General features: G+C 60.4%; 22 protein-coding genes and 1 pseudogene. 1 reads left to right on the top strand and 22 read right to left on the bottom strand.

Annotated features, from left to right (window positions below; genetic code table 11):
* Positions 1–45 precede the first annotated feature (45 nt).
* The 17 genes and pseudogenes from E0F99_RS11680 to flhA form a co-directional block, all read right to left on the bottom strand.
* Positions 46–591 (bottom strand): hypothetical protein, encoded by a 546-nt coding sequence (locus E0F99_RS11680; RefSeq protein WP_083357519.1) that lies wholly within the window; start codon positions 589–591, stop codon positions 46–48.
* Positions 592–624: 33 nt separating this feature from the next.
* A complete protein-coding gene (locus E0F99_RS11675) occupies positions 625–951 on the bottom strand; it encodes a hypothetical protein (RefSeq protein WP_083357518.1) in 327 nt (108 codons plus the stop codon).
* Between the two features lie 23 nt (positions 952–974).
* Complete coding sequence (locus E0F99_RS11670) at positions 975–1,325, bottom strand: hypothetical protein (RefSeq protein ID WP_083357517.1); 351 nt, start codon at positions 1,323–1,325, stop codon at positions 975–977.
* Between the two features lie 135 nt (positions 1,326–1,460).
* Entirely contained in the window at positions 1,461–1,853 is a 393-nt protein-coding gene (locus tag E0F99_RS11665) for a DUF2802 domain-containing protein (RefSeq protein WP_083357516.1), read from the bottom strand.
* On the bottom strand, positions 1,854–2,336 hold the full coding sequence (locus E0F99_RS11660) for a chemotaxis protein CheW (protein ID WP_010564003.1): 483 nt from the start codon (positions 2,334–2,336) through the stop codon (positions 1,854–1,856).
* An 80-nt stretch (positions 2,337–2,416) separates the two neighbouring features.
* Positions 2,417–3,196, bottom strand: a complete 780-nt coding sequence (locus tag E0F99_RS11655; RefSeq protein ID WP_083357515.1) for a CheW domain-containing protein — start codon at positions 3,194–3,196, stop codon at positions 2,417–2,419.
* Positions 3,196–3,984 carry a ParA family protein gene (locus tag E0F99_RS11650; protein ID WP_083357514.1) on the bottom strand — a complete coding sequence of 263 codons (789 nt, stop codon included), beginning with the start codon at positions 3,982–3,984 and terminating at the stop codon, positions 3,196–3,198. The genes E0F99_RS11655 and E0F99_RS11650 overlap by 1 nt, the downstream gene beginning before the upstream one ends.
* Before the next feature lie 51 nt (positions 3,985–4,035).
* On the bottom strand, positions 4,036–4,923 hold the full coding sequence (gene motD / locus E0F99_RS11645) for a flagellar motor protein MotD (RefSeq protein WP_083357513.1): 888 nt from the start codon (positions 4,921–4,923) through the stop codon (positions 4,036–4,038).
* 15 nt (positions 4,924–4,938) lie between these two features.
* On the bottom strand, positions 4,939–5,679 hold the full coding sequence (locus E0F99_RS11640; RefSeq protein ID WP_083357512.1) for a flagellar motor protein: 741 nt from the start codon (positions 5,677–5,679) through the stop codon (positions 4,939–4,941).
* Positions 5,679–6,800 carry a protein-glutamate methylesterase/protein-glutamine glutaminase gene (locus tag E0F99_RS11635; RefSeq protein WP_083357511.1) on the bottom strand — a complete coding sequence of 374 codons (1,122 nt, stop codon included), beginning with the start codon at positions 6,798–6,800 and terminating at the stop codon, positions 5,679–5,681. Before E0F99_RS11635 ends, E0F99_RS11640 begins: the two co-directional genes overlap by 1 nt.
* Positions 6,801–6,848: 48 nt before the next feature.
* On the bottom strand, positions 6,849–9,077 hold the full coding sequence (locus E0F99_RS11630) for a chemotaxis protein CheA (RefSeq protein WP_083357510.1): 2,229 nt from the start codon (positions 9,075–9,077) through the stop codon (positions 6,849–6,851).
* An 11-nt stretch (positions 9,078–9,088) separates the two neighbouring features.
* Entirely contained in the window at positions 9,089–9,877 is a 789-nt protein-coding gene (locus E0F99_RS11625) for a protein phosphatase CheZ (protein ID WP_083357509.1), read from the bottom strand.
* A gap of 18 nt (positions 9,878–9,895) precedes the next feature.
* Positions 9,896–10,270: a chemotaxis response regulator CheY gene (locus E0F99_RS11620; RefSeq protein ID WP_005790040.1), complete on the bottom strand. Its 375-nt coding sequence runs from the start codon at positions 10,268–10,270 to the stop codon at positions 9,896–9,898.
* A 168-nt stretch (positions 10,271–10,438) separates the two neighbouring features.
* Positions 10,439–11,179 (bottom strand): RNA polymerase sigma factor FliA, encoded by a 741-nt coding sequence (gene fliA / locus E0F99_RS11615; RefSeq protein WP_083357508.1) that lies wholly within the window; start codon positions 11,177–11,179, stop codon positions 10,439–10,441.
* Positions 11,176–12,009, bottom strand: coding sequence for a flagellar synthesis regulator FleN (gene fleN, locus E0F99_RS11610; RefSeq protein WP_003192912.1), 834 nt, complete (start codon positions 12,007–12,009; stop codon positions 11,176–11,178). Before fleN ends, fliA begins: the two co-directional genes overlap by 4 nt.
* A gap of 105 nt (positions 12,010–12,114) precedes the next feature.
* A pseudogene (flhF, locus tag E0F99_RS11605) lies at positions 12,115–13,431 on the bottom strand (flagellar biosynthesis GTPase FlhF).
* A gap of 11 nt (positions 13,432–13,442) precedes the next feature.
* Positions 13,443–15,557, bottom strand: coding sequence for a flagellar biosynthesis protein FlhA (gene flhA / locus E0F99_RS11600; RefSeq protein WP_083357506.1), 2,115 nt, complete (start codon positions 15,555–15,557; stop codon positions 13,443–13,445).
* Between the two features lie 371 nt (positions 15,558–15,928).
* Here flhA and E0F99_RS30950 point away from each other — a divergent pair, with 371 nt between their 5' ends.
* Positions 15,929–16,090 (top strand): DUF6124 family protein, encoded by a 162-nt coding sequence (locus E0F99_RS30950; RefSeq protein ID WP_407021259.1) that lies wholly within the window; start codon positions 15,929–15,931, stop codon positions 16,088–16,090.
* A 49-nt stretch (positions 16,091–16,139) separates the two neighbouring features.
* Here E0F99_RS30950 and E0F99_RS11590 read toward each other — a convergent pair whose 3' ends face one another.
* From E0F99_RS11590 to fliQ, 5 genes are all read right to left on the bottom strand, one after another.
* Positions 16,140–16,343, bottom strand: a complete 204-nt coding sequence (locus tag E0F99_RS11590; RefSeq protein ID WP_083357505.1) for a cold-shock protein — start codon at positions 16,341–16,343, stop codon at positions 16,140–16,142.
* Between the two features lie 439 nt (positions 16,344–16,782).
* Positions 16,783–16,965: a cold-shock protein gene (locus tag E0F99_RS11580; RefSeq protein ID WP_083357504.1), complete on the bottom strand. Its 183-nt coding sequence runs from the start codon at positions 16,963–16,965 to the stop codon at positions 16,783–16,785.
* Between the two features lie 198 nt (positions 16,966–17,163).
* The gene (gene flhB, locus E0F99_RS11575) at positions 17,164–18,300 is read right to left on the bottom strand and encodes a flagellar biosynthesis protein FlhB (RefSeq protein ID WP_083357503.1); all 1,137 of its coding nucleotides are present in this window, start codon (positions 18,298–18,300) and stop codon (positions 17,164–17,166) included.
* Between the two features lie 3 nt (positions 18,301–18,303).
* Positions 18,304–19,089, bottom strand: a complete 786-nt coding sequence (fliR, locus tag E0F99_RS11570) for a flagellar biosynthetic protein FliR (protein WP_083357502.1) — start codon at positions 19,087–19,089, stop codon at positions 18,304–18,306.
* A 4-nt stretch (positions 19,090–19,093) separates the two neighbouring features.
* Entirely contained in the window at positions 19,094–19,363 is a 270-nt protein-coding gene (gene fliQ, locus E0F99_RS11565; RefSeq protein ID WP_003214552.1) for a flagellar biosynthesis protein FliQ, read from the bottom strand.

The raw sequence follows: 19,363 nt of genomic DNA, 5'->3' as shown, positions 1-19,363 counted from the left end.
TGCCGGAGGGAAAAAAGCCATTGCGGTTGCAAATTAGTTGTTCCGCTAGAAGTTATCCATCGCGTTGCACATCGACAGCTTGCCCTTGGGCTCAGGTTCTACCGCGTCCCATTGCTTGCCGTCCGCAGACAGCGCCTGCAGCTGGATTGAACAACCGGCATAGATAGTCGCCTGCACCATGTAATCCGCCCCGGGTCGAGGCACGAAGGTCATGCTGCTGAAGCATTGCCGGGAATACTGTAATTGCCCCAGGTAATGCAACGCGATCGGCTTGTTCGCCGGCACCACCAGTTCCGTGGTCACCGCACCGTCCCAGGTGTAAATCGGCCCGGGCATGCCTAGGCTTTCGCCGTTACGATCGGCGAAGCCGGCCTTGGTCGACGCCATCACCCCGGCGCCCGGCACCTTCCAGTCCAGGCAATCACGCCCCGGCACTGCGCGTACCAGGCCATCGGTGATCAGCCGTACGCGGGCGGTCTCGCCCGACTGCGGCGGGGCGTAAGCGGTGGAGAGGGAACGGATGTTCGCCACTTGGCCGCAGCCCGTCAGCAGCACCAGAAGCGTCACGGGCATAACACGCAAAATACTCATCAGCGTTCAACTCACAGAGGAAGAAAGGGCCCGTTACGGCTGTCGGCAATTCTGGTTTACCGACAACAGCGGCGCCGGATCGTACTTCACCCGCTGCAAGCCATCGGCCCCCTGAAAGATGAAGTACTTGATGCGGCAATCCTTGAACATCGCCGAATAGCCTTGCGCGCGAAAGCCCTGGCCATCGACCTGCTTGGTCACCGTATTGTTGCGGCTCACCACCGCGAGCACCTGTGCGTAGCTGTCCCCCATCTTCACCCCGGGCTCGCCGGTCTCGGTCATCGACGAAGCGCAACCGCCCAGCCCTGCCACCGCCAGCATCAAAGCGGCGCCATAGCATGCATTGCGTGTAGTGTTCATCCCTGTTTCCTTTTGATTAAGCGTTAACGGCGGCCTTCGCACACCGGTGATTCACTGATGCGTCCGGTCTTGCACAGGTCGAGGTTATCGTTGCGTTTGAAGCCTGCGTCCTTCATGCAGTAGAAGCGCGTCAGCCTGATATCGACAGGCGATGCGTCTCCCGCACCGTCCAGGTTGGTATACCCACAGGCACGCATGGCGCTTTTTACACCGTCAAGGGATACACCGGTTTTGTACCATTTCGAGAAATCTGGCGGCGGCGGTTGAAAAGGGGTACAGCCGCTGAGCGCGAAAGCGCTGATGAGGACGCAGGCAGCGACGCATAGAGGCCGCAAACCAGACGGATTTATTCCAACGAAAACGTGGAAAGACATTCTTCATCCTTGTGAGTGAAACGTCCTACAGATTCAGGATTGGTCATCACAAAGACGAAAAAGTGCCCTGACGATGCAGGCCACTTGTGACACGACCCGCAACGTCTCGGTCAACGGCGGGAACTGCGACGCAGGTCAGCTCTTGTGCAACTTACTCATCAACTGCGCCTCAGCCTGGGTCAAGCCGCACGACTGCGTCAGCTCATCCACGGTCGCGCCCATGCCCACCAGCTTCGCCGCCTGGGCAAACGACAGGCTCGAAGGGTCGCGCTGTTCGATCTGCGCCAGCTTGTCCGGTAACGGCCCGAGGATCGCGCGCAGTTCATGCACCTCGTCCCCGACCTTCACCGCACTCTGCTGGAAGTGATCCACGCGCTTGACCAGGTCGAGGATGCGCCGGTCACGCACGGCGTCGCGCTCGGCCTGTTGCTGGGCCAATCCCCGTTGCTGGCGCATGTAGCGCAGCAGGAATGCCACCGTCCCGGCCCACAACAGGGCCAGGACAATCACCGCCGCCTCAAAGAACAATCAGATGCTCTCCAGTTCCGACCATTCTTCTTCGCTCATCATCTTGTCCAGCTCAACCAGAATCAGCAGTTCGCCGTTCTTGTTGCACACGCCCTGAATGAACTTGGCCGACTCTTCGTTGCCAACGTTCGGCGCGGTTTCCACTTCCGATTGGCGCAGGTAAACCACTTCAGCCACGCTGTCGACCATGATCCCGACCACTTGCTTGTCGGCTTCGATGATGACGATACGGGTGTTGTCGTTGACTTCGGTCGGCACCAGACCAAAACGCTGGCGGGTGTCGATCACGGTCACGACGTTACCGCGCAGGTTGATGATGCCCAGCACATAGCTTGGCGCACCTGGGACCGGTGCGATCTCGGTGTAACGCAGCACTTCCTGCACGCGCATCACGTTGATGCCATACGACTCGTTGTCCAGTTTGAAGGTAACCCATTGCAGGATCGGATCATCTAAACCTTGTGCGGACGCTGACTTGTTCATCTCTCTGACCCCTTCAAATGCCGTTTTACTCGGCGTGTGTACTTCGCTGACCGCACTCGCATGCGGGCCTTATTGTTCAATCAACTGTGTTTGTTCGGCGCCATCGTCTTGACGGCGCCGCTGGCGATCAACTCGGCCAGCTCGGCGACATCCAGCAACGCGCACATATGTTCAATCACGGTGCCCGCCAACCACGGCCGTTGGCCCCGGTGGCTGCGCCATTTGATTTCGTTCGGGTCCAGGCGCAACGAGCGGCTGACTTGATGCACCGCCAGCCCCCACTCGTAGCCCTGCACCGAGATCACGTATTGCAAGCCTTGGCGAAAATCATCGCGGTAGCGGTCGGGCATCACCCAGCGCGCGGTGTCCAGCACCTTGAGGTTGCCAGCCTGGCTTGGCAGGATGCCGAGGAACCACTCCGGTTGCCCGAACAGTGGCGTCAGCTCCTGGCCTTGCAGCGAATAGATCGAACCCAGGCACACCAGCGGCACCGCCAGGGTCAACCCGGCGACGTCGAACAACAGGCATTCGAACGGCTCGGCCGCCCATGACGGCCGACCATCACCAGTGACCGGCGGCGGCGTGATGCTCGGTGGCCGATGGACTTGCACCACCGGTTCGACCACCACCGGCGCCTCAACAACCGGCACCGCAACCGGCACGACGTGCGCATCACGGGCTTGTTCTTCAAGCACCGCCTGTTGGAATTCGTCCAGCGTGCTTTCGGGCTCTACGACGAGAGGTTCAAGTACCAGAATCGGTTCCGGCAGCTCCTCCTCGGTCGCGTCCTGCAGCAACGCATCCAGGTAGGATTCGAGTGCCAGTTGCGGTCGGGTCTTGAGTTTAACGGGACGGTTCATCACGCCACCTGCGCCACAAGCTGCTGCGACAGCAGATGCTTGAGCAACGCGCGGTAAGCCAGCACGCCACGGCTTTTACCGTCGAACTGCGAAGGCGTGAGCCCGGCACGGCTGGCGTCACGCAGGCGCGTGTCCACCGGAATGTAACCATTCCAGATAGTCTGCGGGTAAGCGTCACGCAACACCCGTAAAGTCCCGAGAGACGCCTGGGTACGACGGTCAAACAGGGTGGGCACGATGCTGAAGGGCAGCGCCTGTTTGCGCGAACGGTTGATCATCGCCAGGGTGCTGACCATACGCTCCAGGCCTTTGACCGCCAGGTGCTCGGTCTGCACCGGGATCACCAGTTGCTGGCTGGCCGCCAAGGCGTTGACCATCAGCACGCCGAGCAACGGCGGGCTGTCGATGATGGCGTAGTCGAACGCTTGCCACAGCTGCGCCAGGGTCTTGGCGATGACCAGGCCCAGGCCGCTCTGCCCCGGCGACTGACGCTCAAGGGTGGCCAAGGCGGTGCTCGACGGCAGCAAGGAAATGCTGTCGTTACTGGTCGGTAGCAGCAGTTGCCCAGGCAAGTCGGCAGGCACGCTGCCCTTGTGCAGGAACAAGTCGTAACAGCTGTGCTCCAGCGCATCCGGGTCGTAGCCGAAATAGCTGGTCATCGAGCCATGCGGGTCGAGGTCGACCACGACCACACGCTTGCCCGCCTCGGCCAGCAAACCGGCTAAGGCGATGGAGGTGGTGGTCTTGCCGACTCCACCTTTTTGATTGGCAACTGCCCAGACTCTCATTCGGTTGATTCCTCCCGGTGGGCTAACGCGCGACCGAGACAGTGCATAAAGTTATTTTGCCGGTGACGGAGAATTGACGGCGCTCTGACGAACCGACGGCTTAACGGTTGGCGGGGCAGTTTGTGTGCCAGCCCGCTTCAAGGCCGCATCCGGTGTTGCATTAGCGGTGCCAGTACCGGTCAGGCTGCGGCGTACATCCAGGTTACGTGACACCACCAGCACCACACGACGGTTACGCGCACGGCCCTCGGCGGTGGCGTTATTGGCCACCGGCTGGAACTCACCATAGCCCACCGACGCCAACCGGCTAGGGTTCACACCCTGCATCGCGAGCATGCGCACGATGCTCGCGGCACGCGCTGAGGACAGCTCCCAGTTGGTCGGGTACTGCGCGGTCGCAATCGGGAAATTATCGGTAAAGCCTTCAACGTGGATCGGGTTTTCAAACGGTTTGAGGATCGCCGCCACTTTGTCGATGATGGTGAACGCCTGATCGCTCGGCATCGCGTCGGCGCTGGCGAACAGCAGGCTGGAATTAAGCTCGATCTCCACCCACAGTTCATTGCCGCGCACGGTCATCTGGTTTGAGCTAATCAGGTCGCCAAACGCGGCGCTGATATCGTCGGCGATGCTTTTCAGCGGGTCGCTGGTGCCCCCCACGCCGGCAGCGGTTTCATCGCTGTCGTTGACCAGCGGCTTGGCCGGGGTCACGGTCTTAGGCCGTTCTTCGCCGATAGGAATCGGCTTGATGGAGCGGTCAGCATCGTTAAACACGCCGATCAGCGCCTGGGAAATCACCTTGTACTTGCCTTCGTTGATCGATGAGATGGAGTACATCACCACGAAAAACGCGAACAACAAGGTAATGAAGTCGGCATAGGACACTAGCCAGCGTTCATGGTTGACGTGTTCTTCAGGCTCGCGACGGCGACGGCTCACACTCAATTCCTCCCATCAGTCCATGAAGCCCTGCAGCTTCAATTCGATGGAGCGCGGGTTCTCACCCTCGGCAATCGACAAGATGCCTTCCAGCAGCATCTCGCGGTAACGCGATTGGCGCATGGCGATCGACTTGAGCTTGCTGGCCACCGGCAACAACACCAGGTTGGCACTCGCTACGCCGTAGATGGTGGCGACAAACGCCACAGCAATGCCACTGCCCAACTGCGACGGGTCGGCCAGGTTACCCATCACGTGGATCAAGCCCATCACCGCACCGATGATGCCGATAGTCGGGGCGTAGCCGCCCATGCTTTCAAAGACTTTGGCCGCATTGATGTCGCGGCTTTCCTGGGTGAGAAAGTCCACCTCCAGGATGCTGCGAATCGCTTCCGGCTCGGCGCCGTCCACCAGCAACTGCAGGCCTTTGCGCGCGTAGCTGTCGGGCTCGGCGTCGGCCACGCCTTCCAGGCCCAGCAGGCCTTCCTTGCGAGCAGTGAGGCTCCAATTGACCACCCGGTCAATGCCACTGGGCAGGTCAACGCGTGGCGGGAAAATAATCCAAATCAGGGTCTGCATCGCGCGCTTGAACGAACTCATGGGCGACTGCAGCAACGCAGCGCCCACAGTGCCGCCAATCACGATCAGCGCAGCCGGGCCGTTGGCCAAGGCGCCGAGGTGGCCGCCTTCAAGGTAGTTGCCGCCGATAATCGCGACAAACGCCATGGTGATGCCAATCAGGCTCAAGACATCCATCAGAGGCAGGCCTCCACCAGATGTTTACCGATGTCGTCCAGACTGTAGACGGCGTCGGCCAAGTCAGCCTTGACGATGGCCATGGGCATGCCATAGATCACACAGCTGGCTTCGTCCTGGGCCCAGATTGCGCTGCCGCCCTGCTTGAGCAGGCGCGCGCCTTCACGGCCGTCGGCGCCCATGCCGGTGAGCACCACCGCCAGAACTTTGTCGCCGTAGGACTTGGCTGCCGAACCGAAGGTGATGTCCACGCACGGCTTGTAGTTGAGACGCTCGTCACCCGGCAGGATTTTGATCGCACCACGGCCATCGACCATCATCTGCTTGCCGCCCGGGGCCAGCAGCGCCAGGCCTGGGCGAAGGATATCGCCATCCTCGGCCTCCTTGACGGTAATGCGGCACAGCTTGTCCAGGCGCTCGGCAAAGGCCTTGGTAAAGGCTGCCGGCATGTGCTGGATCAGCACAATCGGCGCCGGGAAGTTGGCCGGCAATTGGGTCAACACCCGTTGCAAGGCCACCGGGCCACCGGTGGACGTGCCAATCGCGACCAGCTTGTAGGCTTTGCGCTTGGGTGCCGGCGAATGCGCGCTCGACGCAGACGCACGAACCGGCGACGCCACAGGGCGTGCCACGGGTGCAGGTGCCGGGCGTGCAAACGAGGAACTCGGCGCAGCCGGTGCTGCAACCGGTGCAGGCGCCGGCGCACTGAACAAGCTGCGACGGTTACTGCGCGAAATGCTGTGCACCTTCTCGCACAGCATCTGCTTGACCTTCTCGGGGTTGCGCGAGATGTCTTCGAAATTCTTCGGCAGGAAGTCCACCGCACCCGCGTCCAACGCATCCAGGGTAACCCGGGCGCCTTCGTGAGTGAGCGATGAGAACATCAATACCGGCGTCGGGCAGCGCTGCATGATGTGCCGAACTGCCGTGATGCCATCCATCATCGGCATCTCGTAGTCCATGGTGATTACGTCCGGCTTCAACGCAATGGCCTGATCAATCGCCTCTTTGCCGTTAGTGGCCGTGCCGACCACCTGAATCGTTGGATCGGCGGAAAGAATTTCCGAGACGCGGCGGCGGAAGAAACCCGAATCGTCCACCACCAGGACCTTGACTGCCATAAACACTCCGTTAGGCGGGGCGGGCAATACCGCCCTGCCCCGCCAGAATCAAATACGCCGTGCGGCGTAACGCTTGAGCATGCTCGGAACATCGAGAATCAGCGCGATCCGACCGTCACCGGTGATGGTCGCACCCGACATGCCCGGGGTTCCCTGCAGCATTTTGCCCAAAGGCTTGATAACCACCTCTTCCTGGCCCACCAACTGATCGACGACAAAGCCGATCCGCTGAGTGCCCACGGAGAGAATCACCACGTGGCCTTCGTGCTGCTCTTCATGCTTGGCCGATGCCACTAGCCAGCGCTTGAGGTAGAACAGGGGCAACGCCTTGTCGCGCACGATCACCACTTCCTGGCCGTCCACCACGTTGGTGCGCGACAAATCGAGGTGGAAGATCTCGTTGACGTTGACCAGCGGGAAAGCGAACGCCTGGTTGCCCAGCATCACCATCAGGGTCGGCATGATCGCCAAGGTCAACGGCACCTTGATCACGATCTTGGAGCCCTGGCCCTTGGTCGAGTAAATATTGATCGAGCCGTTGAGCTGGCTGATCTTGGTTTTCACCACGTCCATGCCCACACCACGGCCGGACACGTCGGAGATCTCGGTTTTGGTCGAGAAGCCCGGGGCGAAGATCAGGTTGTAGCACTCGGTGTCGGTCAGGCGGTCGGCGGCGTCCTTGTCCATCACGCCACGCTTGACCGCGATATTGCGCAGAATCGCCGGGTCCATGCCTTTGCCGTCATCGGTGATCGACAGCAGGATATGGTCGCCTTCTTGCTCGGCCGCCAGAATCACCTTGCCGTTGCGGGACTTGCCCGAGGCTTCGCGTTCTTCCGGGGTTTCGACGCCATGGTCGACGGCGTTGCGCACCAAGTGGACCAGCGGGTCGGCCAAGGCCTCGACAAGGTTTTTGTCGAGGTCGGTTTCTTCACCCACCAGTTCCAGGTTGATCTCTTTCTTGAGCTGGCGCGCCAGGTCGCGGACCAGGCGCGGGAAGCGGCCGAAGACTTTCTTGATCGGCTGCATCCGCGTTTTCATCACGGCGGTCTGCAAGTCTGCGGTGACCACGTCGAGGTTCGACACGGCCTTTTGCATGGCTTCATCACCACTGCTCAGGCCCAGGCGCACCAGGCGGTTACGCACCAGTACCAGTTCGCCGACCATGTTCATGATGTCGTCCAGGCGTGCGGTATCAACCCGCACGGTGGTTTCGGCTTCACTGGCAGGCTTCTCGGCCGCCGGCGCCGCTGCAGCACGCGCGGGCGCCGGGGCGGCTGCGGGAGCGGGAGCAGGAGCGGGTTTGGCGGCAACAGGTGCAGCGGCTTCGACCGGCGCGGGTTTCGCCGCGACAGGCGTGGCGGTCGCCGCAGCGGCCGGGGCCACTTCGGTGAACTTGCCTTTGCCGTGCAATTCGTCGAGCAGGGCTTCGAATTCGTGATCGGAGATCAGCCCGTCACCGGCCGGTGCCGCACTGGCAGGCGCTGCACTGGCGGCTGGCGCGACGGCGGGCGCTGCAACTTCCGGCAAGGCATCAGCTGCAAACGTGCCTTTGCCGTGCAGTTGGTCGAGTAATGCCTCGAATTCGTCGTCGGTAATGTCGGTGCTGGTAGACGCCGCAGGCGCTTGCGGCTCGGCGGCAGCAGGTGCCACCGCGTCAGCAGCGAACTGGCCTTTGCCGTGCAACTGGTCGAGCAAGGACTCGAACTCATCGTCGGTAATGTCTTCGCTGGTCGGCGTCGCAGGCGCAACTGCCGCTGGCGGCGCTTCAGCCTCGGCCTTGACCGCGCTGAGTGAGTTGAGCAGCTGTTCGAACTCGCTGTCGGTCACGTCCGCTTCCGGTTCGGCCACCGGAGCCGCTTCCACCACCGGCGCAGCCGCGGTGTCCGCAGGTTCCGCCAGGCGCGCCAAGGCAGCCAGCAGTTCCGGAGTGGCGGCAGTGATCGGTGCACGTTCGCGCACTTCACTGAACATGCCGTTGACCGCATCCAGTGCTTCGAGAATCACGTCCATCAGTTCCGAGTCGACGTGGCGCTCACCCTTACGCAGGATGTCGAACACGTTCTCGGCGATGTGACAGCACTCCACCAGCTCATGGAGCTGGAGGAAGCCGGCGCCCCCTTTTACAGTGTGAAAACCGCGAAAAATTGCATTGAGCAGGTTCGCATCATCCGGTCGGCTTTCCAGCTCGACCAGTTGTTCGGACAGTTGCTCTAAAATTTCGCCGGCCTCTACAAGGAAATCCTGAAGGATTTCTTCATCGGCGCCGAAGCTCATGTGGGTGCTCCTTAGAAGCCTAAACTGGATAACAGGTCATCTACGTCATCCTGACCTGACATAACGTCTTCACGTTTATCGGCATGAATCTGCGGACCTTCACCCTTGGCGAGATGTTTTTGTGGATCTTTTTCCGAGAGGATCGCCTCACGGTCATGTTCGATGCCTGCAAAACGATCAACTTGGCCGGCCATGAGCACCAGTTTGAGCAGGTTGCTTTCCACTTCAGTGACCAGTTGGGTCACGCGCTTGATCACCTGACCAGTGAGGTCCTGGTAATCCTGGGCGAGCAGAATGTCATTGAGGTTGCTGGCAACCGTGCGATTTTCCTGTTCGCTGCGCGACAAAAAGCCGTCGACCCGACGCGCCAACTCACGAAACTCTTCAGCCCCCACTTCGCGACGCATGAAGCGGCCCCAGTCAACGCTCAGGGCTTGTGCTTCGGTGGCCATGCCATTGACCAAGGGCGTGGCGTTTTCCACCAGGTCCATGGTGCGGTTGGCCGCCGCCTCAGTCAGCCTGACCACGTAGGACAGGCGTTCGGTGGCATCGGTGATCTGCGAAATTTCTTCGGCCTGGGGCATATGCGGGTCAATCTGGAAATTGACGATCGCACTGTGCAGCTCGCGTGTGAGCTTGCCCACTTCCTGATACAGGCCGCGGTCACGGGTCTGGTTAAGCTCATGGATTAACTGCACCGCGTCGCCGAACTGGCCTTTTTCAAGGCTTTCGACCAACTGGTGAGCATGCTTTTTCAGGGTCGACTCAAAATCGGCCTGCGATGATTCTTTATGCTCCATAGCTCCCCCGTGGCAGCATCAATGACCGATGCGTTCGAAGATTTTTTCGATCTTCTCTTTCAAGGCCAGTGCAGTGAATGGCTTGACCACGTAACCGTTTACCCCGGCTTGGGCGGCTTCGATGATCTGTTCACGCTTGGCTTCGGCGGTCACCATCAGCACAGGCAAGCTGCGCAGTTTTTCATCGGCGCGCACGTGACGCAGCAAGTCGATACCGGTCATGCCAGGCATGTTCCAGTCGGTTACCAGAAAGTCGATGCTCCCGCTGTTGAGGATCGGAATCGCCGTAATGCCGTCATCCGCCTCGACCGTGTTTGTGAACCCAAGGTCACGCAACAGGTTTTTTATGATCCGCCGCATCGTTGAGAAGTCATCAACGATGAGGATTTTCATGTTCTTGTCCAATTCGACCTCCAAGCAGTCTTAAACGCGCCCAGCACCTGGACGCGCCATTTCAATCAACAGGCGTTACACAAAAAGGACTGCCCGGGGCACCACGGTACGAACCCGCGAAAACCTGAAGCGTTCGCGGTAGCGTCTGCAGTGTCCCCACACTGCCTGTCAGCGCGCGCGCCACTCTCCCAATCGCCCCCGCAAGCGGGCTGCGCACTGGCTGTGCAACTGGCTGACACGCGATTCGCTGACCCCCAGGACCTCACCGATTTCCTTGAGGTTCAGCTCTTCGTCGTAGTACAGCGACAACACCAGCCGCTCACGCTCCGGCAAATTGGCAATCGCTTCCGCCAACGCACTCTGGAAACGTTCGTCTTCCAGATCGCGCGACGGCTCGAGATGAGCGCTCGCGCCGTCCTCGTGCAGCCCTTCGTGTTCGCCGTCCTGCAACAGGTCGTCGAAACTGAACAGGCGGCTGCCCAAGGTATCGTTCAAAATCCCGTAATAATCGTCGAGACTCAATTGGAGTTCGGCCGCAACTTCATGATCTTTAGCGTCACGACCGGTTTTTGCTTCAATTGCGCGAATTGCGTCACTGACCATGCGCGTATTGCGGTGTACCGAACGCGGCGCCCAATCCCCTTTACGCACCTCATCGAGCATCGCGCCACGGATACGGATACCCGCGTACGTCTCAAAACTCGCACCTTTGCTCGCGTCGTATTTGGTCGAGACTTCAAGCAAACCGATCATACCGGCCTGAATCAGGTCTTCGACCTGCACACTGGCGGGCAGGCGTGCCAACAAATGGTAGGCAATGCGCTTGACCAAGGGCGCATAGCGCTCGATCAACTCGCCTTGGCTGTCACGTGCCGACTTTTTGTAAAGGTTGTAGCCGCTGGCTGTCATAGCACCGGTCCTGCGCTCGTCTGATGCACCAATCGCTCGACGAAAAACTCCAGATGCCCCCTAGGGTTGGCGGGCAACGGCCAAGTATCGACCTTCTGGGCAATAGCCTTGAACGCCAATGCGCATTTGGAACGAGGGAACGCTTCGTAGACTGCACGCTGCTTTTGCACAGCCTTGCGCACACACTCGTCATAGGGAACTGCGCCCACGTATTGTAGGGCAACATCGAGGAAGCGATCCGTGACCTTGGTCAACTTGGCGAACAGGTTTCGCCCCTCTTGCGGGCTTTGGGCCATGTTGGCCAACACGCGAAAGCGATTCATGCCGTAGTCACGGTTAAGCAGTTTGATCAGGGCGTAGGCATCGGTGATCGAAGTGGGCTCATCGCAAACCACCAGCAATACTTCCTGCGCTGCGCGGACGAAGCTGACCACCGACTCGCCGATCCCGGCGGCGGTGTCGATCACCAGCACGTCGAGGTTGTCGCCGATATCACTGAACGCCTGGATCAGGCCGGCATGCTGCGCCGGGCTCAGGTGCACCATGCTCTGGGTGCCCGAGGCGGCCGGCACGATACGAATGCCACCGGGGCCCTGCAGCAGCACATCGCGCAGCTCGCAGCGGCCTTCAATCACATCAGCAAGGGTATGTTTGGGTGTCAGCCCCAGCAGAACGTCGACGTTCGCCAGGCCCAGGTCAGCATCCAGCAGCATGACACGACGGCCAAGCTCTGCCAGGGCCAGGGACAAATTCACTGACACGTTAGTTTTCCCGACGCCACCTTTGCCGCCGGTCACCGCGATCACCTGTACGGGATGCATGCTGCCCATTTTATTTCTTTACCTTGTCTTGCTTAGACGCAGGCTACATGGCTTGGCCGCGTGAATCGCTTGCAGACCATCGATGTAGGTACATTTCACGGCGTTCATCCTGCCTCACCCCACCCGCTTTGCCGGGTGGTGGTAAAGGTCGGCGAACATATCGGCCATCGCTTCCTCGCTAGGCTCTTCTTGCATTTGCACGCTGACAGCACGGCTGACCAACTGATGACGGCGCGGCAGATGCAAATCATCCGGAATCCGCGGCCCGTCGGTCAGGTAAGCAACCGGTAATTCATGACTGATGGCCAGGCTCAGCACTTCGCCCAGGCTCGCGGTTTCATCGAGTTTGGTGAGGATGCAACCGGCCAAGCCGCAGCGCTTGTAGCTGTGGTAGGCAGCGGTAAGAACCTGTTTCTGGCTGGTGGTTGCAAGCACCAGGTAATTTTTCGACTTGATGCCACGCCCGGCCAGGCTTTCGAGCTGCATGCGCAGCGCCGGGTCGCTGGCTTGCAGGCCGGCGGTGTCGATCAACACCACGCGCTTGCGCAGCAGCGGGTCGAGGGCGTTGGCCAGAGACTGGCCCGGGTCGACGTGGGTCACCGACACATTGAGGATGCGCCCCAGGGTCTTGAGCTGCTCCTGGGCGCCGATGCGGTAGCTGTCCATGCTCACCAGCGCGATGTTTTGCGCGCCGTACTTGAGCACATAACGCGCCGCCAGCTTGGCCAGGGTGGTGGTCTTGCCCATGCCGGCAGGGCCGACCATGGCAATCACACCCCCCTCTTCCAGGGGTTCGATTTGCGGAGTGGCGATCATGCGTGCCAAGTGCGCCAGCAACATGCGCCAGGCTTAACGAGGTTCTTCGACTTCGGCGGTGAGCGTCAGCAAGTCACGGGACAACGGGCCGGACAGGCCGATGCGTTGCAAGCGACGCCACAGGTTAGCCTGTTGCGGCTTGCTGCCTTGCAACTGGTTCCACGCCAACGAGCCCAACTGCACTTCGAGCAGCTCACGCAGGCCATTGAGTTCAAAGCGCATCGAATCAAACGCGCGCTGGTCAACTGCGCCAGCCGGGGCAGGCGCTGCAGGACGCGGCGGTTCTTTGAATGTTGGTTCAACCAGCGGCTCGGCGGCGGTCAGTGGCAGGCCGGCGAACAACTGGCGATTGGTGGAGGCATCGCTGTCGCCACGCATGCTCAGCTCAGCCTGGGCCGAAACAATGCGCGAGGCAGTCTTACGCAGCTCGTCTTCGAGCTCCATGTTCGGCACGCGCGGCGCCAGCGCCGAGGGCGTGTAATCCAGCGCAGCCGTCAGCTCGACACCGCCGGCAATACGACGGTTACCGATAATCGCGGCATCGGCGCCCAGCTCATCACGTACCAGTTTCATGGCCTGACGCATATCGGCGGCGAAAAAACGCTTAACTTGCATAACCCACTACCTCAGCCATTGGGCCCTACTGTCGCGACGATAGTCACTTGCTTGTTGTCAGGAATTTCCTGATAAGCCAAAACGTGCAAATTCGGCACTGCCAGGCGTCCAAACCGCGACAACATCGCGCGGACCGGGCCTGCTACCAGCAGAATCACCGGGTGGCCCGCCATTTCCTGGCGCTGTGCAGCTTCGATCAACGAGCGCTGCAGTTTTTCCGCCATGCTTGGCTCCAGCAGAACGCCTTCTTCCTGGCCTTGTCCGGCCTTCTGAATACTGTTGAGCAATATTTGTTCCAACCTGGGTTCCAAGGTGATCACAGGCAGCTCGGACTCAACCCCTACAATGCTTTGCACGATTGCGCGGGACAATCCGACGCGCACCGCCGCCACCAGCGCGGCAGTATCTTGACTCTTGGCGGCATTGTTGGCGATGGCCTCGGCAATGCTGCGAATGTCGCGTACCGGCACCTGTTCGGCGAGTAACGCCTGCAACACCTTGAGCAGTTGCGACAGCGACAACACGCCCGGCACCAGCTCTTCGGCCAACTTTGGCGAGGCTTTGGCCAGCAACCCCATCAATTGCTGGACTTCCTCGTGACCGATCAGCTCGTGGGAGTGTTTGTAGAGAATCTGGTTGAGGTGCGTGGCAACCACGGTACTGGCGTCTACCACGGTGTAACCCAGCGATTGTGCCTGGCTGCGCTGGCTGACTTCGATCCACACCGCTTCAAGGCCAAAAGCCGGATCTTTGGCGGTAATGCCGTTGAGCGAGCCGAAGACCTGGCCAGGGTTGATCGCCAGTTCGCGGTCGGGGAAAATCTCGGCTTCGGCGAGGATCACACCCATCAGCGTCAGACGGTAGGCGCTGGGCGCCAAGTCGAGGTTGTCGCGGATATGCACGGTGGGCATCAGGAAGCCCAAGTCTTGGGACAGCTTCTTACGCACGCCCTTGATCCGCGCGAGCAATTGCCCGCCCTGGTTGCGGTCCACCAGCGGAATCAGGCGGTAGCCGACTTCCAGGCCGATCATGTCAATCGGGGTCACGTCATCCCAGCCCAATTCCTTGGTTTCCTGAGCGCGGGCCGGCGATGGCAGCAGTTCCTGTTGACGGGCGATTTCCTGTTGAGCATTGACCTTGACCAAGTTCTGCTTGCGCCAGAACAGGTAGGCCCCTCCCGCGGCCATGGCCGCCATGCTGAGGAACGACACATGCGGCATGCCCGGCACGATGCCCATGATCGCCATAATGCCTGCCGCCACGGCCAGCGCCTTGGGCGAGGCGAACATCTGGCGGCTGATCTGCTTGCCCATGTCTTCGGAGCCCGAAGCACGGGTGACCATGATGGCCGCCGCTGTGGATAACAACAGTGATGGCAATTGCGCCACTAAACCGTCACCGATGGTCAGCAAGGCGTAGACCTTGCCCGCATCGCCGAAGGTCATGCCGTGCTGGAAGATGCCGACGGCTATCCCGCCGATCAAGTTGATGAACAGAATCAACAGGCCCGCGATGGCGTCACCGCGCACGAATTTGCTCGCGCCGTCCATGGAGCCGTAGAACTCGGCTTCCTGGGCCACTTCCAGGCGACGTGATTTGGCTTGGTTCTGGTCAATCAGGCCGGCGTTGAGGTCGGCGTCGATTGCCATCTGTTTGCCCGGCATGGCGTCGAGGGTAAACCGCGCGCTCACCTCGGAAATCCGCCCGGCGCCCTTGGTCACCACCACGAAGTTGATGATCATCAGGATCGCAAACACCACGATACCGACCACGTAGTTACCGCCGATCACCACCTCACCGAAGGCCTGGATCACTTTACCGGCAGCGGCGTGGCCGTCCTGGCCGTGGAGCATCACCACCCGCGTGGACGCCACGTTCAGCGCCAGGCGCAGCAGGGTCGCAATCAACAGGATGGTGGGGAACACCGCGAAATCCAGCGGCCGCAGGGCGTAGACGCAGACCAGCAGTACCACGACGGACAGGGCAATGTTGAAGGTGAAGAACACGTCGAGCAGAAACGGTGGCATGGGCAACATCATCATTGCCAGCATCACCAGCAACAACAACGGCACACCCAGGTTGCCCCGCGACAAGTCAGTCAGGGTGCCACGGGCCGTGTTGAGCATTTGAGAGCGATCTACCACCGGTATTCCTCGTGTTCCTTGAAGCAAAGTTTTGACGCTGGGGAGCGTCCTGGAAGCGGTATTGCAAGAAGCCTTCCAACTTTTGCTTTGAGGCTCAGATGACCTCACAAGCGACCGGGCCTACTGGGTGTAAATCGATTCAACTGTGGGAGCCGGCTTGCCTGCGATTGCGGTGTGCCAGTCACCTGATGGGCTAGCTGTGATTCAGTCATCGCAGGCAAGCCAGCTTCCACAGTTGGAGGGGTGTACATCTGCTGCCACCGAGGTACGGCGCTCGCCAGTCTCCGTCCACCGCTGCAACCGCAGCGGGCGGGCACCTAAGACCTGCTGGTCAACCTCACCGAAACCCTGGCTTGCGCCCACGCCTGACCTGCAACTTCGCCTTTGACCTGGAAGGCGCGCAGCGAGAAGGCGCGCCGGGCATTGCGCAGTTGATTGAGGTGGGGCGGTTGTGGGCTGAGCGAACACTGGATGACAGGGCGCCGTCAGCCGAACCTGGACCGGGCACAATCTAGGCAGGATCAACGGACTGACCGTTCCCACGCGGGAGCATGGGAACGGTCATCATAGAGCCCTCACATTCTCAGCCTGCGGCCCTTTTGGCCCCTGTGCCGTGTCGAACTCTACCTTTTGGTGCTCTTCCAACGTTTTGAACCCAGCCGTTGTGATTGCCGAATAATGGACGAAAACATCCGGGCTCCCATCTTCAGGCGTAATAAAACCAAACCCTTTTTCTGCGTTAAACCACTTAACTTTGCCTGTTGCCATTACCGTTCTCCTGACATCACGCTGGAAACCCCGCACGGACGTCAATAAATAGTCTTGATGTAGGACGCAAAGATGCCCGTGGGCCGATGAATCCTCGAGAATTGCACCCGCTGGCCGTTTTCCAGCAAGCGCTCACCCGAACTCCTGAGGTCCACACGCACCGGTTCTTCACCGCTATCGAGTGCAATCCAACCTTCCCCGGTTTTTTGGCTATACGATGTGATCGTGCCCGTCACTGCCTCCATCACCGCTCCCCTGCATCTCGCAACTACGTGTGCGCAGTGTGTGCGGTAATGGAACCGCAGGTAGGCGTCGCTGGCTACTGTCAAAGTTGACAGGTAGACGGGCATTAGCGGCGGGTGGTAGAGGCTTCCTGTGGCGAGCCACAACAGGCCCGCTCGCCACAGGAAGTGCCCTCGGGGTTTTGAGCGTTGCCGGATCAGGCTTCGGATGATTTTTTTCGCTGCCGGGATTTTCGCGCCTTGGGCGGCGCCGGCCACTCATCGACTGCGCTGCATTTATTGCCCGCCGACTCGACGGGCACCGCCTTGCCATCGCGGTCCCGGGCGATAAAACCAATGCCCTTGACTGCGTCGAACCACCTGACCGTACCCCTGTCCATGACCGCTCTCCCGAGCCGCGCATAAAGGCGCGCCTAGCCGCCCTATCAAACAGTGAAGGCGGTGCAATGGGTACTGTCAAAGTTGACAGGTAAGGCTGGACTTCAGGCAGGTGGCAGGAATTGGCTGTTACGCCGCCATCGCGGGCAAGGCTGGCCCCCACAGGGGAATGCGCTCAAGGGCGGGAGCCGGAGGACAACTCACGAATCGCGACGCAAGTCGGGTGGAATCGGCAGATCCTTGAGCGGATCAGGCCGCTTGCCCTTGCCAGCTCGGTATTGGCGGATCTGATAGACGTACGCCAACACCTGCGCCACCGCCAAGTACAACCCGGCGGGGATTTCCTGGTCGAGGTCGGTGGAGTAGAAGATCGAGCGCGCCAGCTCCGGCGACTCCAGCAAGAGGATGTCGTTGGCCACGGCGATTTCGCGGATTTTCAAGGCGGTAAAGTCGCTGCCCTTGGCCAGCAACATCGGCGCGCCGCCCTTCTCCGGGTCGTACTTGAGGGCCACGGCGTAGTGGGTCGGGTTGGTGATGACCACGTCGGCATCGGGCACGGCAGCCATCATCTTGCGTTGGGACATTTCCCGCTGCAGTTGGCGAATGCGTTGCTTGACCTCAGGGCGACCTTCCTGGTCCTTGTGCTCGTCGCGCACTTCCTGCTTGGTCATCAGCAGCTTCTTGTGGCTTTCCCACAGCTGGATCGGCGCATCCACAGCAGCGATGATGATCAGCCCGCAGGCCATCCACAGCGCACTCCAGCCCACCACCTGCACGCTGTGAATAATCGCCGACTCCAGCGGTTCATGGGCGATGCGCAGCAAATCGTCGATATCCGACGACAACACCGTCAGCGCCACAAACAGAATCAGGATGAATTTCGCCAGCGCCTTGAGCAATTCCACCAGCGCCTTGGTGGAAAACATGCGCTTGAGCCCAGCCCCAGGGTTCATCCGGCTGAACTTGGGCGCCATGCTGCCGGCAGCAAACAGCCAGCCGCCGAGCGACACCGGCCCGATCAACGCCGCCAGCAACAAGGTGATGAGCACTGGCTGCACCGCCAGAATCGCAATTTTGCCCGAGTGCAGCAGGTACTGGCCCATGGCGCCGGGGCTGAGCAGCACTTCGCGGGGCAGTGAGAAGTTGAGTTTCATCAACTCCATCATGTCCAGCGCCAAACCACCGCCGTAAATCAACAGACCACCGGAACCGGCGAGCATGACGGCGAGGGTATTGAGTTCTTTGGAGCGCGCAATCTCGCCCTTTTCCCTGGAGTCCTTTTTACGTTTCTCCGTGGGGTCTTCTGTTTTGTCCTGACCACTCTCGCTCTCGGCCATGGCTCAACGCGCCCGTGCCAAATCACGTAAGAACTGCAAGGCTTCGGTCGCCAGCGGTTGATACTGATTGAGAATGTCGGCCATGCCGACCCAGAAAATCCCCATGCCCAACACCAGGGTCAACGGGAAACCAATCGAGAAAATGTTGAGTTGCGGCGCCGCGCGGGTCATTACGCCGAAAGCGATGTTAACCACCAGCAGCGCGGTGATCGCCGGCAACACCAGCAACAACGAGGCGCCCAACACCCAACTGAGGCGCCCCACCAGTTCCCAAAAGTGGTTGACCACCAGCCCCGAACCCACCGGCAAGGTGGTGAAGCTTTCGGTCATGACCTCAAACACCACCAGGTGGCCGTTCATGGCCAGGAACAGCAAGGTCACCAGCATGGTCAGGAACTGCCCGATCACCGCCACCGACACGCCGTTGGTGGGGTCGACCATGGACGCAAAGCCCATGCCCATCTGCACCGAGATGATTTGCCCGGCAATCACAAACGCCTGGAAGAACAACGTCAGCGAGAACCCCAGCATCGCGCCGATCAGGATTTGTTCGGCAATCAGCAACAGCGCGCTGAGGTCCAGGGCATTCACCGGCGGCATCGGCGGCAAACCGGGCACGATCACCACGGTGATCGCGAAGGCGAAATACAGGCGAATACGCCGCGGAACCAAGGTGGTGCCGAACACCGGCATGGTCATCAGCACCGCCGTGACGCGAAACATCGGCAGGATGAAAGACGCCACCCAGGTGCTGATCTGGGTGTCGGTCAAGGCCAGCACGGATTGCATGCGGTCAGCCGATCAACTGCGGAATACTGCCGTACAGCTGCAGGATGTATTCCATGAAAGTTTGCACCAGCCACGGGCCGGCGACGATCAAGGTGATCAACATCACCAGCAAGCGCGGGAGGAAGCTCAAGGTTTGTTCGTTGATCTGGGTCGCGGCCTGGAACATCGCCACCAGCAGGCCGACCAACAGGCTCGGCACCACCAGCACAGCGACCATCATGGTGGTCAGCCACAGCGCTTCACGAAACAGGTCGACCGCTACTTCTGGGGTCAT

Origin of the sequence: Pseudomonas antarctica (assembly GCF_900624995.1) — a bacterium.
In the GTDB taxonomy this organism is placed as follows: Bacteria; Pseudomonadota; Gammaproteobacteria; order Pseudomonadales; family Pseudomonadaceae; genus Aquipseudomonas; species Aquipseudomonas antarctica.
This window is presented reverse-complemented; position numbering and strand designations above follow the sequence as displayed.

What these genes read in the sequence shown, in the direction of transcription:
- fliA (WP_083357508.1), bottom strand. Translation starts at nt 11,179, where the DNA reads ATGACAGCCAGCGGCTACAACCTTTACAAAAAGTCGGCACGTGACAGC.
- E0F99_RS11630 (WP_083357510.1), bottom strand. Translation starts at nt 9,077, where the DNA reads ATGAGCTTCGGCGCCGATGAAGAAATCCTTCAGGATTTCCTTGTAGAG.
- E0F99_RS11660 (WP_010564003.1), bottom strand. Translation starts at nt 2,336, where the DNA reads ATGAACAAGTCAGCGTCCGCACAAGGTTTAGATGATCCGATCCTGCAA.
- E0F99_RS11635 (WP_083357511.1), bottom strand. Translation starts at nt 6,800, where the DNA reads ATGGCAGTCAAGGTCCTGGTGGTGGACGATTCGGGTTTCTTCCGCCGC.
- E0F99_RS11640 (WP_083357512.1), bottom strand. Translation starts at nt 5,679, where the DNA reads ATGGATGTCTTGAGCCTGATTGGCATCACCATGGCGTTTGTCGCGATT.
- E0F99_RS11670 (WP_083357517.1), bottom strand. Translation starts at nt 1,325, where the DNA reads ATGTCTTTCCACGTTTTCGTTGGAATAAATCCGTCTGGTTTGCGGCCT.
- fliR (WP_083357502.1), bottom strand. Translation starts at nt 19,089, where the DNA reads ATGCAATCCGTGCTGGCCTTGACCGACACCCAGATCAGCACCTGGGTG.
- E0F99_RS11675 (WP_083357518.1), bottom strand. Translation starts at nt 951, where the DNA reads ATGAACACTACACGCAATGCATGCTATGGCGCCGCTTTGATGCTGGCG.
- E0F99_RS11590 (WP_083357505.1), bottom strand. Translation starts at nt 16,343, where the DNA reads ATGGCAACAGGCAAAGTTAAGTGGTTTAACGCAGAAAAAGGGTTTGGT.
- fliQ (WP_003214552.1), bottom strand. Translation starts at nt 19,363, where the DNA reads ATGACCCCAGAAGTAGCGGTCGACCTGTTTCGTGAAGCGCTGTGGCTG.
- E0F99_RS11680 (WP_083357519.1), bottom strand. Translation starts at nt 591, where the DNA reads ATGAGTATTTTGCGTGTTATGCCCGTGACGCTTCTGGTGCTGCTGACG.
- fleN (WP_003192912.1), bottom strand. Translation starts at nt 12,009, where the DNA reads ATGGGCAGCATGCATCCCGTACAGGTGATCGCGGTGACCGGCGGCAAA.
- E0F99_RS11655 (WP_083357515.1), bottom strand. Translation starts at nt 3,196, where the DNA reads ATGAACCGTCCCGTTAAACTCAAGACCCGACCGCAACTGGCACTCGAA.
- E0F99_RS11650 (WP_083357514.1), bottom strand. Translation starts at nt 3,984, where the DNA reads ATGAGAGTCTGGGCAGTTGCCAATCAAAAAGGTGGAGTCGGCAAGACC.
- flhA (WP_083357506.1), bottom strand. Translation starts at nt 15,557, where the DNA reads ATGCTCAACACGGCCCGTGGCACCCTGACTGACTTGTCGCGGGGCAAC.
- flhB (WP_083357503.1), bottom strand. Translation starts at nt 18,300, where the DNA reads ATGGCCGAGAGCGAGAGTGGTCAGGACAAAACAGAAGACCCCACGGAG.
- E0F99_RS11580 (WP_083357504.1), bottom strand. Translation starts at nt 16,965, where the DNA reads ATGGACAGGGGTACGGTCAGGTGGTTCGACGCAGTCAAGGGCATTGGT.
- E0F99_RS11625 (WP_083357509.1), bottom strand. Translation starts at nt 9,877, where the DNA reads ATGGAGCATAAAGAATCATCGCAGGCCGATTTTGAGTCGACCCTGAAA.
- E0F99_RS11620 (WP_005790040.1), bottom strand. Translation starts at nt 10,270, where the DNA reads ATGAAAATCCTCATCGTTGATGACTTCTCAACGATGCGGCGGATCATA.